The organism is Variovorax restrictus, from assembly GCF_051216715.1.
In the GTDB taxonomy this organism is placed as follows: domain Bacteria; phylum Pseudomonadota; class Gammaproteobacteria; order Burkholderiales; family Burkholderiaceae_C; genus Variovorax.
This window is the reverse complement of record NZ_JBPJZH010000001.1, coordinates 436,235-452,062: the sequence shown is the minus strand read 5'-3', so window position 1 is coordinate 452,062 and position 15,828 is coordinate 436,235. Positions and strand designations below refer to the sequence as shown.

Sequence of the window (15,828 nt, the reverse complement as noted above, 5' to 3'; positions counted from 1 at the left end):
GTCGCCATGTCTGCCGTCCTCTCCGCCCCGCCACCCGTCGCTTCCGCGCTCACGCTGCCAGACAGCCAGGTGCTGGCGGTCGACGACCTGAACGTTCGCTTCTCGACTTCGGAGCGCGTGGTCGACGCCGTGCGCCACCTGTCCTTCCACGTCGAGCGTGGCGAGACGCTGGCCATCGTCGGCGAGTCGGGGTCGGGCAAGTCCGTGACCTCGCTCGCGCTCATGCGGCTGGTCGAATACGGCGGTGGCCGGATCATCAATGGCCGCATGGCCTTCCGCCGCCGCAACGGCCAGGTGCTCGACCTGGCGCGCGCCTCCGACGCGTCGATGCGCAGCATCCGCGGTGCCGACATCGCGATGATCTTCCAGGAGCCGATGACCTCGCTGAACCCCGTGTTCACCGCGGGCGACCAGATCGCCGAGGCCATCGCGATCCACCAGGCCAAGGACCGCACCGCCGCGCGCGCCGAGGCGCTACGCATGCTCGAACTGGTGCGCATCCCCGAAGCGAAGAACGTGCTCGACCGCTTCCCGCACCAGCTCTCGGGCGGCATGCGCCAGCGCGTGATGATCGCGATGGCGCTGTCGTGCAAGCCGTCGCTGCTGATCGCCGATGAGCCCACCACCGCTCTCGACGTGACCATCCAGGCGCAGATCCTCCAGCTCATCCGCGAGCTGCAGACCGAGATGCAGATGGGCGTGCTCTTCATCACGCACGACATGGGCGTGGTGGCCGAAGTGGCCGACCGCGTGCTCGTGATGTACCGCGGCGACAAGGTCGAGGCCGACACGGCCGAGCGGGTGTTTGCCGACCCGCGCCACCCGTACACGCGTGCGCTGTTGTCGGCCGTGCCGCAGTTGGGCGCCATGCGTGGCACCGACCTGCCGGCCAAGTTCGAGCTGCTGCGGGTCGACGAGAACGCCACGCCGACCGCGGCCGTGCCGCAGGACACCGTGCGCCAGGACCAGCCACCCATCCTGCGCGTGAAGGACCTGGTCACGCGCTTCGACCTGCGCAGCGGCATCCTCGGCCGCGTCACGCGCCGCGTGCATGCGGTGGAGAAGCTGAGCTTCGACCTGCACGCCGGCGAGACGCTGGCGCTGGTCGGCGAATCGGGCTGCGGCAAGTCGACCACCGGCCGCTCGCTGCTGCGCCTGGTCGAGAGCCAGCGCGGTGCCATCGAGTTCAACGGCCGCAATATCCTCGAGCTGCCGAAGAAGGACGTGCAGGCCCTGCGCCGCGACATCCAGTTCATCTTCCAGGACCCGTTCGCCTCGCTCGACCCACGCGTGACGGTGGGCTACTCGATCATGGAGCCGCTGCTGGTGCACGGCATCGCCAGCGGCGACGAGGCGCAGGCACGCGTGCGCTGGCTGCTCGAGAAGGTCGGCCTGCCGGCCGACCATGCGCAGCGTTATCCGCACGAGTTTTCCGGTGGGCAACGTCAGCGCATCGCGATCGCGCGCGCGCTGGCGCTCAACCCCAAGGTGGTCGTGGCCGACGAGTCGGTGTCGGCGCTGGACGTGTCGATCCAGGCGCAGATCGTCAACCTGCTGCTCGACCTGCAGCGCGAGCTGGGCGTGGCCTTTCTCTTCATCTCGCACGACATGGCCGTGGTCGAGCGCGTGAGCCATCGCGTGGCCGTGATGTACCTCGGTCAGATCGTGGAGATCGGCCCGCGCCGCGCGATCTTCGAGAACCCGCAGCACGACTACACCAAGCGCCTGATGGCTGCGGTGCCGGTGGCCGACCCGACGCGCCGCCACATCGGCCGCACGCTGCAGAAGGGCGAGATCCCGAGCCCGGTGCACCCGGTGGGCTACGAGCCCGACGTGCAGCCGCTGGTCGAGGTCGGACCGGGCCACTTCGTGGCGCGGCATCCGGTCGTCTGACCCGTTTCAGTTTTTCCTTTTCAATCCCCACCCAACCGACTTCAAAGGAGTCTTCGCATGTACACCCAACGCCTTTCCCGAATCGCAGGCGCGCTGGCCCTGGCCGGCGTCGCGCTGTCCGCCCATGCCGCCAAGGATGTGGTGGTCGCAGTGCAGTCGAACTTCACGACGACCGACCCGTACGACGCGAACGACACGCTGTCGCAGGCCGTGGCCAAGTCCTTCTACCAAGGCCTTTACGGCTTCGACAAGGACATGAAGATGGTGCCGGTGCTCGCCACCGGCCACACCGTCAGCAAGGACGGTCTGATCTACACCGTGAAGCTGCGTACCGGCGTCAAGTTCCACGACGGCACCGACTTCAACGCCGAAGCGGTGAAGGCCACCTTCGACCGCGTGACCAATCCCGAGAACAAGCTCAAACGCTACAACCTCTACAAGAACATCGCCAAGACCGAAGCGGTCGACGCGACCACGGTGAAGTTCACGCTCACCGAGCCCTTCTCGCCGTTCATCAATACCTTGGCGCATCCGTCGGGCGTGATCATCTCGCCGGCCGCGCTGGCCAAGTTCGGCAGCAAGGGCATCGCGCAGAACCCGGTGGGCACCGGCCCCTTCAAGTTCGTCGAATGGAAGTCGACCGACTACCTGAAGGTCGCCAAGTTCGACGGTTACTGGCGCAAGGGCTACCCGAAGGTCGACTCGATCACCTGGCGCCCGGTGGTGGACAACAACACCCGCGCCGCGATGATGCAGACCAACGAGGCGCACTTCGCCTTCCCGATGCCGCCTGAAGCCGCACAGAACCTGCAGGGCAAGGCCAGCCTGGAAGTGACGGCCGCGCCGTCGATCATCCAGCGCTACATCTCGTTCAACACGCAGCAGAAGCCCTTCGACAACCCGAAGGTGCGCGAAGCGATCAACTACGCGATCAACAAGGAAGCACTGGCGAAGGTGGCCTTCTCCGGCTATGCGATCCCGGCCGAAGGCGTGCTGCCCAAGGGCGTCGACGGCGCAGTCAAGCTGGGCCCGTGGCCCTACAACCCGACCAAGGCGAAGGAACTGCTGAAGGAAGCCGGCTACCCCAACGGCTTCGAGAGCACGCTGTGGTCGGCCTACAACTACACGACCGCGCAGAAGGTGATCCAGTTCGTGCAGCAGCAGCTGGGCCAGGTCGGCATCAAGGTGCAGGTGCAGGCGCTCGAAGCCGGCCAGCGCGTCGAACGCGTCGAGAGCGCGCAAGACCCGGCCACCGCGCCGGTGCGCATGTACTACGTGGGCTGGTCGTCGTCGACCGGTGAAGCCGACTGGGCACTGCGTCCGCTGCTGTCGTCGGAATCGTTCCCGCCGAAGCTGTTCAACACGGCCTACTACAAGAACGACGAGGTCGACACCGGCATCAAGAAGGCGCTGGTCACCACCGACCCGGCCGCCAAGGCGAAGATCTATGCCGATGTGCAGCAACGCATCTGGAAGGACGCGCCCTGGGCCTTCCTGGTGACGGAGCAACTGCTGTCGGTGCGCGCGCGCAACCTGGCCGGCTTCTACGTCATTCCCGATGGCAGCTTCAACTTCGACGACGTCGACCTGAAGTAAAGGCGTCCACACAGTTCCGCGACGATGACTTCCTACATCCTCAAGCGCCTGCTGGGTCTGCTGCCGACGCTCCTCATCGTCGCGGTGCTGGTGTTCCTGTTCGTCCACCTGCTGCCGGGCGACCCGGCGCGGCTCGCCGCGGGCGTCGACGCCAGCCCCGAGACGGTCGAACTGGTGCGCCAGGACCTGGGGCTCGACAAGCCCCTGCCGCAGCAGTTCCTCAACTTCTTCGTGAACATCGTGCAGGGCGACTTCGGCACCTCGCTGCGCTCGAAGCGCCCGGTGTCGACCGAGATCGCCGAGCGTTTCATGCCGACGCTGCTGCTCACCCTCACCAGCATGGTCTGGGCGGTGATCTTCGGCATGGTCATCGGCATCGTCTCGGCCGTGTATCGGAACCAATGGCCCGACCGCATCGGCATGACGCTGGCGGTCTCGGGTATCTCATTTCCCGCCTTTGCGCTGGGCATGCTGCTGATGCAGGTGTTCTCGGTGCAACTGGGCTGGCTGCCTACCGTCGGTGCGGACACCTGGCGCCACTACATCCTGCCCTCGATCACGCTGGGTGCGGCCGTCGCGGCCGTGATGGCGCGCTTCACGCGCTCGTCCTTCATCGAGGTGATCCAGGAAGACTTCGTGCGCACCGCCCGCGCCAAGGGCGTGAGCGAGAAGTGGGTGGTGCTCAAGCACTGCCTGCGCAATGCGCTGATTCCCGTGGTGACCATGATGGGCCTGCAGTTCGGCTTCCTGCTCGGCGGCTCGATCGTGGTCGAGGCCGTCTTCAACTGGCCGGGGCTCGGCCGCCTGCTGGTCGACGCCATCGAGATGCGCGACTACCCCATCATCCAGACGCTCGTGCTGCTGTTCTCGCTCGAGTTCATCCTGATCAACCTCGTGGTCGACGTGCTCTACGGCTTCATCAACCCGACCATCCGCTACAAGTGAAGCCCCGACCATGACGACTTCTTCCACGGTCGCTGCCGACCACACGGTGCGCACGCCCTGGCGCGAGTTCTGGCGCAAGTTCCGCATGCAGCACGTCGCCTTCGGCGCGCTGATCTTCGTGGGCCTGCTGGTGCTGGTCGCGGTGCTCGCGCCTTGGATCGCGCCCTACGACGCCGAGAACTTCTTCGACTACGACCGCATCAACCAGGGCCCGTCGCTGATGCACTGGTTCGGCGTCGACCCGCTGGGCCGCGACATCTTCAGCCGCATCTTGATGGGCACGCGCATCTCGCTGGCGGCCGGCTTCTTCTCGGTGGTGCTGGGCGCCATCGTCGGCACCGTGTTCGGCCTGCTCGCGGGCTACTACGGCGGCTGGTGGGACCGCATCGTCATGCGCATCTCCGACGTGCTCTTCGCCTTCCCGGGCGTGCTGCTGGCGCTGGGCGTGGTGGCGATCCTCGGCAGCGGGATGATCAACGTGGTGATCGCGGTGTCGGTGTTCAGCGTGCCGGCCTTCGCGCGCCTGGTGCGCGGCAACACGCTGGTGCTGAAGAATCTCACCTACATCGAGGCCACACAGAGCATCGGCGCGAGCGACCGGACCATCCTGCTGCGCCACATCCTGCCGGGCACCATCTCTGCCATCGTCGTGTACTTCACGATGCGGCTGGGCACCTCGATCATCACGGCCGCGAGCCTGTCCTTCCTGGGCCTGGGCGCGCAGCCGCCGACGCCCGAGTGGGGCGCGATGCTCAACGAAGCGCGCGCCGACATGGTCAACGCGCCGCACGTCGCGCTGTTCCCGTCGCTCGCGATCTTCTTCACGGTGCTGGCCTTCAACCTGCTGGGCGACGGTCTGCGCGACGCGCTCGATCCGAAGATCGACCGGCTGTAGCCATGGCGGTCCCGGTTCCGCGCATCGGCCGCCTGCCTTCGGGCGCGCGCGACGCGATCACCGACGTGGCGGGCGTCACCGTCGGCCACGCAACGCTCGATGACGGCGACGTGCAGACGGGCGTCACCGTGCTGCGACCGCACGGCGGCGACCCGTATCGGCAGCGCGTGCCGGCCGGCTTCACGGTGCTCAACGGCTTCGGCAAGAGCGTGGGGCTGATGCAGGTCGAAGAGCTCGGCGTGCTCGAAACGCCCGTCGCGCTCACCAACACCTTCGCGGTGCCCGCAGTGGCGGCAGCGCAGATCCGCCAGTGCGTGGCGGCCAACCCCGACTGCGGCCGTGACCTGCCGACGGTGAACCCGCTGGTCTTCGAGTGCAACGACGGCTATCTCAACGACATCCAGCGCATGGCCGTGACCGAGATTGACTACCTGCGGGCCTGGTCGGCCGCAAGCGACGACTTCGCGCAGGGCTCGGTCGGCGCAGGCCGCGGCATGGCCAGCTTCGGGCTGAAGGGCGGTATTGGCAGCGCATCGCGTCTGGCCGGCGCGCACACCGTCGGCGCGCTGGTGCTGGCCAACTACGGCGTGCGCGACAACCTCGTGATCGCGGGGCATGCGATCGGTCCACCGGTGCCCACCGTGCCGACCGAGCCCGAGAAGGGTTCGATCATCATCCTCATCGCCACCGACGCGCCGCTGGACGCGCGCCAGCTGCGTCGCCTGTCGTTGCGCGCAGGCGCGGGGCTCGCGCGCACCGGCTCGGTCTTCGGTCATGGCAGCGGCGACATCGCGCTGGCTTTCTCGACCGCCTATACCGTGCCGCAGCGGCAGGGCGAGCCGATGCCGGCCATCGCGATGCTGCACGACGGGCTGCTCGACGGCCTGTTCCAGGCGGTGGCCGACAGCGTCGAACAGGCGATCCTGCATGCGCTGTGGCGCGCCGAGACCGTCACCGGCCGCGACGGCCATGTGCGGCGCGCGCTGCGCTATGTGCTGCCGCTTCCAAACGAACGAACCCCATGAAAATCCTGATCTCCACCGACATCGAAGGCGTGGCCGGCGTCTACCACCCGCAGCAGACGCGCGCGGGCAATGGCGAGTACGAGCGCGCCCGCCGCTGGATGACCGACGAGGCCAACGCGGCCATCGCTGGCGCCTTCGACGGCGGTGCGACCGAGGTCTACGTCAACGATTCGCATGGCGACTTCCGCAACCTGCTGCCCGACCTGCTCGACCTGCGCGCACAGGCGATCCAGGGCAAGCCGCGCTACCTCAGCATGGTGGCGGGCGTGGAGCTGGGCATGGACGGCGTCTGCATGGTCGGCTACCACGCACGCGCGCAGGGTGCCGGCATCCTCGCGCACACCATCAACAGCTTCGCCTTCGCAGGCGTCGAGTTCGACGGCCAGCCGATGAGCGAAGCCGGCCTTTACGGCGCGCTCGCGGGCGAGTACGGCGCGCCGGTGCTGATGGCGAGTGGCGACGACCTGTTCATCGAAGAGACGCGTCCGCTGTTCCCGAAGGCGACCTTCGTGCAGACCAAGCGCGCGACGGGCCAGACCAGCGGCATCTCGCTGTCGCCCGCGCAGTCGTGCGCGGCGATTCGTGCGGGTGTGGCCGACGCGCTCGCCGCACGCGGCGCCGTCGGACTGCTCGTGTGGCCGACGCCCCTGCGCGTGACGCTGCGCACCCAGACCCCGGCGCTGGCCGACCTGTTCTGCCAGTGGCCCACCTTCGAGCGCGTCGCGCCGGTCGAACTGCGCTTCGCCGCCCCCTCGGTCGAGGCGGCGGTACGAATGCTCAATTGCTGCTCGGCGATGTCGGCCCTGCTGCGGTAGGCGAGCAGGCGGATGGCATGATCCGGCCCCATATCGGGCCGCCACGCATGCGGCCCCGGGTCAATCAGGGAGGACCGTCATGTCATCGAATTTCACCACCACGTCGTCCATCGGACGCACCGGGCTGAAGGCCGGCGCCTCTTTCGCCGGCTCGGTCATCCAGGGCATCGTGCTCGCCGTCGTACTCGGCGGCGGCGCTTTCTTCTTCTATTTGAGCCGGCTCGACGGACCAGGCATGCCGGGCGCACGCGCGGGCGGCGCCGGTGCAGTGTTGGCACTCATCGCGTCACCGTCGCTGCTGATCGCGGTGCTGCTGCTGTTCTTCATCCCGCTCTACGTGACGATCGGCGTCGCGCACGGTCGCCGCAAGGCCTTGCAGAAGGTGACGGCCGACCACGGCGATGCGATCTCGCAGCGGCTCGCCATCGGGATCGCCAGCCGCATCGAAGCGATGCCGCGCACGCACGGCGCTCTCAAGCGCACGGCCGATTGGCTGTCGGTCGACCAGCTCTGCAGCCAGGTGGCACCGATGCTGGGAAAAGGGCGGGCGATCCGGGCCGTGATCACCTTCGTGCTGAAGCGTCTGCCGCTGTCCGAAATGCTCGCCGAGTGGCAACAGGCACGCGCCGACACACCCGACCAGCCCACGCCGCCCGGCGCCGACAAGTCGACCGACCCGGCGCTGCGCGAGCTGCTCACCCGCCGCATCGCCGAGACCCTCAACGACCTGGGCACGCCTTCGCGCCAGCCGCTCTACCTCACCATCGCAGCGCACGCCGCGCTGCTCGGCATCGGTCTCTGGCTGGTGTGGTGAGCTGGTGCTGACGAAGCGGGACGAAGGGCTCAGAGCCCCAGCATCAGCTTCAGGTTCTGCACCGCCGCGCCGCTGGCGCCCTTACCGAGGTTGTCGAGCCGGGCGATGACGACCGCGTGGCGGTGGTCCTCGTTCGGGAACACGCGCAGCTCGAGCTGGTTGGTGTCGTTCAGCGCCGTCGGCTCGAGCTTGCCGTCCGGCGTGGGCGGCAGCACCGCGACGAACTTTTCCGGCGTGTTGCTCTGCGCATAGTGCGCGGCCAGCACGTCGTGCAAGTCGCCCGCCTTCGGCTTGCCCGGCAGGTCATCGAGGTGCAGCGGCAACTGCACCAGCATGCCCTGCTTGAAGTTGCCCACCGAGGGGATGAAGATCGGCCGGCGGGTCAGCCCGGTGAACTTCATGATCTCGGGGATGTGCTTGTGCTTCAAGCCCAGCGCATAGGTCTCGAAGGGCGGTGCCTCGCCTTTTTCGTACGCCTCGATCATGGTCCGGCCGCCGCCCGAGTAGCCACTGACCGAGGGCAGGGCGATGGGAAAGTCGGCCGGCAGCAGGCCGGCGTCGACCAGCGGGCGCACGATGGCGATGGCGCCGGTGGCGTAGCAGCCGGGGTTGCCCACGCGCTGGGCCTTCGAGACGGCCTGCCAGTGGCCTTCGACCAGCTCGGGGAAGCCGAAGACCCAGTCGGGGTTCGTGCGGTGCGCGGTCGAAGCGTCGATGATCTTGGGCTTCTTGCCCGGCAGCTGGTCGATGAGCGCGACCGATTCGATGGCTGCGTCGTCGTGCAGACACAAGATGACGAGGTCCACGCCGGCCATCAGGTCGCGCTTGGCGTTCGCGTCTTTTCGCAACTCGGGCGCGATGCTGACGAGTTCGATCTGGGGCATCTTCGCGAGCCGCTCGCGAATCTGGAGGCCGGTGGTGCCGGCTTCGCCGTCGATGAAGACCTTGGCCATGTTTGTTACCGAGTGTGGGTACTACGTGATGACCGCAGGCGAACGCTCGCCGTTGGTGCGGCGCACCATGATACAGTCGCCTGTTGTTCCCGCCCCCGCCCTCCGGTGCGCCGTGGCTCGTGAACAACAGCCCTCCCTCTCCAGTTTTCAACCTCCGTTCCGAGAGACACCTCATGAAGATTCACGAGTACCAAGGCAAGGAAATTCTTGCCAAGTTCGGCGTGCCCGTGCCACGCGGCATTCCGGCATACACGGTCCAGGAGGCGGTCGAGGCCGCCCAGAAGCTTGGCGGCCCTGTGTGGGTGGTCAAGGCCCAGATTCACGCGGGCGGCCGCGGCAAGGGCGGCGGCGTCAAGGTCGCCAAAAGCATCGAAGACGTGAAGAAGCTCGCCGGCGAGATCCTCGGCATGCAGCTCGTCACGCACCAGACCGGCCCCGAAGGCCAGAAGGTCCGCCGCCTGTACATCGAAGACGGCGCCGACATCAACAAGGAATACTACATTTCCGCCGTGACCGACCGCGCGACCCAGAAGGTCGCGTTCATCGCGTCGAGCGAAGGCGGCATGGACATCGAAGAGGTCGCCCATTCGACCCCCGAGAAGATCATCACGGTCTTCGCTGATCCGCAGCTGGGCCTGACCGACGCGCAAGCCAAGGAAATCGCCGACGGCATCGGCATGCCGGCCGATTCGACCGCGCAGACCGTCGACATCCTCAAGAAGCTCTACACCTGCTATATGGAGACGGACGCCTCGCTGGTCGAGATCAACCCGCTCAACCGTGACAGCAAGGGCAACGTGATGGCGCTGGACGCGAAGTTCAACTTCGACCCGAACGCGCTGTTCCGCCACCCCGAACTCGTCGCCCTGCGCGACCTGGACGAAGAAGACGCCGCCGAAGTCGAAGCTTCGAAGTTCGACCTCGCCTACATCTCGCTGGACGGCAACATCGGCTGCCTGGTGAACGGCGCCGGCCTGGCCATGGCCACCATGGACACCATCAAGCTGTTCGGCGGCGAGCCGGCCAACTTCCTGGACGTGGGCGGCGGTGCAACCCCCGAGAAGGTGACCGAAGCCTTCAAGATCATGTTGAAGAACAAGAACGTCAAGGGCATTCTGGTCAACATCTTCGGCGGCATCATGAAGTGCGACACCATCGCCACCGGCGTGATCGCAGCCTGCAAGGCCGTGAACCTCTCCGTGCCGCTGGTCGTGCGCATGAAGGGCACGAACGAAGTCGAAGGCAAGAAGCTGCTGGCCGATTCGGGCCTGCCGATCATCAGCGCCGACACGATGGCCGACGCGGCCCAAAAAGTGGTGGCGGCAGTCGCCAAGTAAGGAACAAGTCATGTCGATCTACATCAACAAAGACACCAAGGTCATCACGCAAGGCATCACCGGCAAGACCGGTCAATTCCACACCGAGAAGTGCCAGGAATACGCGAACGGCAAGAACGCCTTCGTGGCCGGCGTGAACCCGAAGAAGGCCGGCGAGTCGATCTTCGGCATCCCGATCTACGGTTCGGTGAAAGAAGCTGCCAAGGAAACCGGCGCCACCGTGTCGGTGATCTACGTGCCGCCCGCCGGCGCCGCTGCCGCCATCTGGGAAGCCGTCGAAGCCGACCTGTACATGGCGATCTGCATCACCGAAGGCATTCCGGTCAAGGACATGCTCGAAGTGCGCAACAAGATGAAGGCCAAGGAAGCCGCCGGCGGCAAGAAGACGCTGCTGCTTGGCCCGAACTGCCCCGGCCTGATCACGCCCGACGAGATCAAGATCGGCATCATGCCCGGCCACATCCACCGCAAGGGCCGCATCGGCGTGGTCTCGCGCTCGGGCACGCTGACCTATGAAGCCGTGGCGCAACTCACCGAAATCGGCCTCGGCCAATCGTCGGCAGTGGGCATCGGTGGCGACCCGATCAACGGCCTGAAGCACATCGACGTGATGAAGGCATTCAACGACGATCCGGACACCGACGCGGTCATCATGATCGGCGAAATCGGCGGCCCCGACGAAGCCGACGCCGCACGCTGGTGCAAGGAAAACATGAAGAAGCCGGTGGTGGGCTTCATCGCCGGTGTCACGGCGCCTCCGGGCAAGCGCATGGGCCACGCCGGCGCGCTGATCTCGGGCGGTGCCGACACCGCGGATGCCAAGCTCGCCATCATGGAAGAGTCGGGCTTCACCGTGACGCGTAACTTCTCGGAACTGGCCAAACTGCTGAAGGCCAAGCTGTAAGACTCGCGTCCCGCACCACACACAAACGAAGAGCGCTCGCAATTGAATTGCGGGCGCTTTTTCAATACATAACACGTGGAAAAGAGACATGGAACTGCTTCAAAGCGCTGACTTCTGGATCGGCCTGGTCAAGATTGTCTGGATCAACATCATTCTTTCGGGCGACAACGCGGTGGTGATCGCCTTGGCTGCCCGTTCGCTGCCGCCCGCGCAGCAGCAAAAGGCCGTGCTCTTCGGCTCGGGCGCGGCCGTGGTGCTGCGCATCGTGCTGACGGTGGTGGCCGCCAAGCTCCTGAGCCTGCCCTTCCTGCAGGTGGTGGGCGGCCTGTTGCTGCTGTGGATCGGCCTGCAACTGCTGGGCGACGAAGACGAGGGCGAAGGCGAGAGCAAGGAATACGGCACCCTGATGGCGGCCGTGCGCACCATCCTGATCGCCGACCTCGTGATGAGCCTGGACAACGTGATCGCCGTGGCGGCCGCGGCACAGGGCGACACGACGCTGCTCATCCTCGGCCTGGCCATCAGCATTCCCTTGGTGATTTTCGGCAGCACGCTCATGATCAAGCTGATGGAACGTTTCCCCATCATCGTGATGCTCGGCGCAGCCCTCATCGGCTGGGTCGGTGGCGAAACCATCGTGAGCGATGTGTTCCTGCGCGATGTGCTGGCCGCCAACCCGTGGCTCCATTACGCAGCCGCGGCTGCGGGCGCCGCCTTCGTGGTGTTCGTCGGGCGCTGGCTGGGGCGCCGCACCGCCCACCAGCCCGCGCACTGACGCGCCGCGCCCTCGCCCCTGACGCAGTCCCTCATGAACCGACCTGATCCCATTTCTTCGTCCGCCGAGGACAGCATCCGGTCATGGGATTTCGCCGCGCTCACCGACGCGGGTCGTGTTCGCGCCAACAACGAAGACGCGATCGCCTTCGACGCCTCGCTCGGCCTGGCCATCCTGGCCGACGGCATGGGTGGCTACAACGGCGGCGAGGTGGCCAGCGGCATGGCGATCGCGCTGCTGCAGGCGAGCTTCGGGCGCTGGCTCACGCACGCGGGCGTGGATGCGCATGTGCGCGCCATGAAGCGCGCGCTGCAGGCGGGCACCGACGAGGCCAATGCCGCGATCCTCGAAGCCGGCGTGGCCAACATGCAACTCCAGGGCATGGGCACGACGCTGGTGCTGGGCGCCTTCGGCCCGCAGCGTGTGGTGGTCGGCCACATCGGCGACTCCCGCTGCTACCGGCTGCGTGCCGGGCAGCTCGAGTTGCTGACCCGCGACCATTCGCTGCTGCAGGAGCAGCTGGACGCCGGCCTCATCACGCCGGCGCAGGCGGCCCAGTCGCCGCACCGCAACCTCGTGACCCGCGCCATGGGCATCGAGCCGGCGGTCGATCTCGAGATGCATGAGCACGAGGCGAAGATCGGCGACCTGTACCTGCTCTGTTCCGACGGGCTGAGCGAGATGGTGAGCGACGCGCAGATTTGCACGCTTCTGTTACAAAATTGCGACTTATCGCAAAAAGCACTACTTTTGGTTGCAGCTGCAAACGACAATGGCGGCAGGGACAATATTTCGGTCGTCCTGGCTCGCGCGGTCGGTGAACAATCGGCCCCGAGCAGCCCGGAGTGAGAGGTCCAGGAATCCGACATTCCGCAGGGCCCGCTGATACAAACACGCAGTTCAGGAGTCGGCCATGCCGAAAATGATCGTTTCGATCGATGGGGTTGTCATCAAGGAGGTGACGCTCGCGAAGGACCGGACCACGCTGGGTCGGCGGCCCTACAACGACATCGTGATCGACAATCTGGCGATCAGCGGCGAGCATGCCGTGCTGCACATGATCGGCGGCGACGTCTACCTTGAAGACCTCAACAGCACCAACGGCACCTACGTCAATGCCCGCGCCATCAAGAAGCAGGCGCTGGAGAACAACGACGTCATCGAGGTCGGCAAGTACAAGATCCGCTACCTGGCCGGCGGCGAGCCGGGCATGGTCGCGAGCGGCCCGGTCCGCGTCGGGCCGCCCGTCGTGTCCGGCCCCATCCCGCTGTCGAGCGCACCCACCGTCTCGTCTCCGCTGGGCGGGCCGGTCGCTGCAGCGGCCATTCGCGTGCTGTCGGGCGTCGGTGCCGGGCGTGAAATGTCTCTGGAGAAGGTCGTCACCACCATCGGCAAGCCCGGTGTGGCCGTTGCCGCCGTCACGCGGCGGCTGCACGGTTACGTCGTCGCCCCGATCGACGGCGGCACCACGCTCAATGGCGAGCTGCTGGGCAACGAGGCCGTCGCGCTGCAGGATGGCGACGTGCTCGAGCTGGGCGGCACGCGCATGCAATTCATCCACGCCTGAGGCGGCGCGGCCCCACCGAGATCGGCGCTGCGCGCCATGAAAGCGCTGCGCCAGCACTGGCTGCGGATCGTCATCACGCTGGTGCCCGTGGTCATGGCCCTGGCCCATGCGACGGGCGCCTGGCGCTCCCCCTTCGTCGAGCCCTTCGACAACTTCATCTACGACGCGCGGCTGCGGCTCACCATGCCGAGCACGCTCGACCCCCGCATCGTCATCGTCGACATCGATGACCCGAGCCTTCAGCAGCTCGGCCAGTGGCCGTGGAGCCGCGACACGCTGGCACGCCTGACCGAAGAACTCATGGGCCGGCAGCAGGCCGCGGTCCTCGGCTATGACGTGCTCTTCGTCGAGCCCGACGGCAGCTCGGGCCTGCCGAGCCTGCGCGGACTGGCCAGCGGCGCGCTGAAAGACAACCCGGCCTTCGCCGAGGCGCTGGCGCGTCTGGCCCCGAGCCTCGACTACGACGCCGCCTTCGCGCGGTCGCTGGCGGGCCAGCGCGTGTCGCTCGGCTACTACTTCACGCAGACCGCCGCGCCGCATGCCAAAGGCGTGCTCCCGGCGCCGGTGCTGGCGACCGACGCCTTCCCGCGCGGCCAGGCCTACGCCAGGCGCTGGAACGGGTTCGCCGGCAGCATCGCGCCGCTGGCTGCCGCGGCGCCGAGCAGCGGCTTCATCAATGTACTGATCGAGTCCAGCGAAGATGGCGTGGTGCGCGCCGCGCCCCTGCTCGCGCGCTACGACGGCGACGCGGCCACGCCGGGCTTCTACGAATCCCTCGCCCTGGCCGTCTATCGCCTGGCGCACGGCAAGCCGCCGGTTCGACCGGCGTTCACGCAGAACGCCCTGAAGAATTCGCCCGTTCTGCTCGAGGCGATCGTGGTCGGCGGCACAGCGGGGTCGCCGTTGCGCGTGCCTGTCGACCAGAGCGCCAGCCTGCTCGTGCCCTACCGTGGGCCCGGCGGCGCGCGGGGCGGGTCGTTCCGCTATGTGGCCGCGGCGGACGTGCTGGCCGGCAAACTCGCGCCCGCCGAGCTCCGGAAAAAGATCGTCCTGGTCGGCGCGACGGCGCCCGGCCTGCAAGACCTGCGTGCCACCCCGGTCGGCGCCGCCTTCCCTGGCGTGGAAGTGCATGCCAACATCATCTCCGGCCTGCTCGACGGGCGGCTGCCCTTCGTGCCCGACTACGCCCCCGGCTACGACGTGCTGGTGCTGCTCGTCGCCGGGCTCACGCTCGCCTTCGGCATGTCGATGCTGCCGGCCTCGCGCGCGGTGCTGCTCGGCGCGGCCGTCGGCACCGCGGTGGTCGGCTTGAACGCCGTGCTGTTCGCCAGCTTCGGCCTGGTGCTGCCCCTGGCGGTCGCGCTGATGATGGTGGCGATGGCCTTCCTGCTCAACATGAGCTGGGGCTACTTCGTCGAGGCGCGCGCCCGGCGCAGCCTGGCACGGCTCTTCGGCACCTACGTGCCGCCGCAGCTGGTCGACGAGATGCTCGCGCGCCCCGAGCGCTACAGCATGCGGGCCGAGAGCAAGGAGCTCACGGTGATGTTCTGCGACATGCGCGGCTTCACGCAGCTGTCTGAAACGATGGCGCCGACCGAGCTGCAGGCCTTTCTCAACGCCGTGTTCAGCCGTCTGACCGAAATCATCAGCCACCACCGCGGCACCGTCGACAAATACATGGGCGATTGCGTCATGGCCTTCTGGGGGGCGCCGGTCGACACGCCGCACCATGCCACCCTGGCCGTGCAGGCCGCCATCGAGATGGTCGCGGCCGTGCAGGAGATCAACCTCAGCCACCGCGCAACAGGTGGCCCGCAGATCAGCGTGGGCATCGGCCTGAACACCGGCGTCATGAGCGTGGGCGACATGGGCTCCGCCGTGCGCCGCAGCTACACAGTCGTCGGCGACGCCGTGAACCTGGCGGCACGGCTCGAAAGCCTCAGCGGCCACTACGGCGCGCAGATTCTGGCGGCTGAAACCACCCGGAAGGCCGTGCCGACCTATGTCTGGCAGGAACTCGACCGGGTCTACGTTCGCGGCAAGGCCCGTGCCGTGGCCATCTTCACGCCGGTCGGGCGGGCCGGGGACGTGGGGGTGGCCAAGCGGGCCCAGCTCGAACGCTGGGCGTTGGTGCTTTCGGCCTACCGCGCGCAGCAATGGGCGGAAGGGCAGACGCTGTTGGCCCCCCTGCTGGCCGGCGATACGAAAAAATTTCTTTACCAGCTTTATGCGAAGCGTTTAGCCTCCATGGCATTGCAGCCCAAAGACCCGGCCTGGGACGGCGCAATTCGCTTCGACACCAAGTAAAC

The 15,828-nt window shown here is 67.1% G+C and carries 14 protein-coding genes; 13 read left to right on the top strand and 1 reads right to left on the bottom strand.

Annotated elements, in window-relative coordinates; genetic code table 11:
• The first annotated feature begins 6 nt into the window (after positions 1 to 6).
• From ACSFA0_RS02150 to ACSFA0_RS02120, 7 genes are all read left to right on the top strand, one after another.
• Positions 7 to 1,893, top strand: coding sequence for a dipeptide ABC transporter ATP-binding protein (locus ACSFA0_RS02150; RefSeq protein ID WP_435448592.1), 1,887 nt, complete (start codon positions 7 to 9; stop codon positions 1,891 to 1,893).
• A 57-nt stretch (positions 1,894 to 1,950) separates the two neighbouring features.
• Entirely contained in the window at positions 1,951 to 3,489 is a 1,539-nt protein-coding gene (gene gsiB, locus ACSFA0_RS02145; RefSeq protein ID WP_435448591.1) for a glutathione ABC transporter substrate-binding protein GsiB, read from the top strand.
• 24 nt (positions 3,490 to 3,513) lie between these two features.
• Positions 3,514 to 4,434, top strand: a complete 921-nt coding sequence (gsiC, locus tag ACSFA0_RS02140; protein WP_435448590.1) for a glutathione ABC transporter permease GsiC — start codon at positions 3,514 to 3,516, stop codon at positions 4,432 to 4,434.
• A 10-nt stretch (positions 4,435 to 4,444) separates the two neighbouring features.
• The gene (gsiD, locus tag ACSFA0_RS02135; RefSeq protein WP_435448589.1) at positions 4,445 to 5,329 is read left to right on the top strand and encodes a glutathione ABC transporter permease GsiD; all 885 of its coding nucleotides are present in this window, start codon (positions 4,445 to 4,447) and stop codon (positions 5,327 to 5,329) included.
• A 2-nt stretch (positions 5,330 to 5,331) separates the two neighbouring features.
• Positions 5,332 to 6,354: a DmpA family aminopeptidase gene (locus tag ACSFA0_RS02130; RefSeq protein ID WP_435448588.1), complete on the top strand. Its 1,023-nt coding sequence runs from the start codon at positions 5,332 to 5,334 to the stop codon at positions 6,352 to 6,354.
• Positions 6,351 to 7,169 carry a M55 family metallopeptidase gene (locus tag ACSFA0_RS02125; protein WP_435448587.1) on the top strand — a complete coding sequence of 273 codons (819 nt, stop codon included), beginning with the start codon at positions 6,351 to 6,353 and terminating at the stop codon, positions 7,167 to 7,169. Before ACSFA0_RS02130 ends, ACSFA0_RS02125 begins: the two co-directional genes overlap by 4 nt.
• Positions 7,170 to 7,248: 79 nt before the next feature.
• The gene (locus tag ACSFA0_RS02120) at positions 7,249 to 7,983 is read left to right on the top strand and encodes a hypothetical protein (protein WP_435448586.1); all 735 of its coding nucleotides are present in this window, start codon (positions 7,249 to 7,251) and stop codon (positions 7,981 to 7,983) included.
• 29 nt (positions 7,984 to 8,012) lie between these two features.
• Here ACSFA0_RS02120 and argC read toward each other — a convergent pair whose 3' ends face one another.
• Complete coding sequence (argC, locus tag ACSFA0_RS02115) at positions 8,013 to 8,936, bottom strand: N-acetyl-gamma-glutamyl-phosphate reductase (RefSeq protein WP_435448585.1); 924 nt, start codon at positions 8,934 to 8,936, stop codon at positions 8,013 to 8,015.
• A gap of 173 nt (positions 8,937 to 9,109) precedes the next feature.
• Here argC and sucC point away from each other — a divergent pair, with 173 nt between their 5' ends.
• The 6 genes from sucC to ACSFA0_RS02085 all read left to right on the top strand — a co-directional run bounded on the left by sucC (position 9,110) and on the right by ACSFA0_RS02085 (position 15,826).
• Positions 9,110 to 10,273 carry an ADP-forming succinate--CoA ligase subunit beta gene (gene sucC / locus ACSFA0_RS02110; RefSeq protein WP_435448584.1) on the top strand — a complete coding sequence of 388 codons (1,164 nt, stop codon included), beginning with the start codon at positions 9,110 to 9,112 and terminating at the stop codon, positions 10,271 to 10,273.
• Positions 10,274 to 10,283: 10 nt separating this feature from the next.
• Positions 10,284 to 11,177: a succinate--CoA ligase subunit alpha gene (gene sucD / locus ACSFA0_RS02105; protein ID WP_435448583.1), complete on the top strand. Its 894-nt coding sequence runs from the start codon at positions 10,284 to 10,286 to the stop codon at positions 11,175 to 11,177.
• An 88-nt stretch (positions 11,178 to 11,265) separates the two neighbouring features.
• A complete protein-coding gene (locus ACSFA0_RS02100; RefSeq protein ID WP_435448582.1) occupies positions 11,266 to 11,952 on the top strand; it encodes a TerC family protein in 687 nt (228 codons plus the stop codon).
• A gap of 33 nt (positions 11,953 to 11,985) precedes the next feature.
• Complete coding sequence (locus ACSFA0_RS02095) at positions 11,986 to 12,801, top strand: Stp1/IreP family PP2C-type Ser/Thr phosphatase (RefSeq protein ID WP_435448581.1); 816 nt, start codon at positions 11,986 to 11,988, stop codon at positions 12,799 to 12,801.
• Between the two features lie 64 nt (positions 12,802 to 12,865).
• Positions 12,866 to 13,519: an FHA domain-containing protein gene (locus ACSFA0_RS02090; RefSeq protein WP_435448580.1), complete on the top strand. Its 654-nt coding sequence runs from the start codon at positions 12,866 to 12,868 to the stop codon at positions 13,517 to 13,519.
• Positions 13,520 to 13,555: 36 nt separating this feature from the next.
• Complete coding sequence (locus tag ACSFA0_RS02085; protein WP_435448579.1) at positions 13,556 to 15,826, top strand: CHASE2 domain-containing protein; 2,271 nt, start codon at positions 13,556 to 13,558, stop codon at positions 15,824 to 15,826.
• Positions 15,827 to 15,828 lie beyond the last annotated feature (2 nt).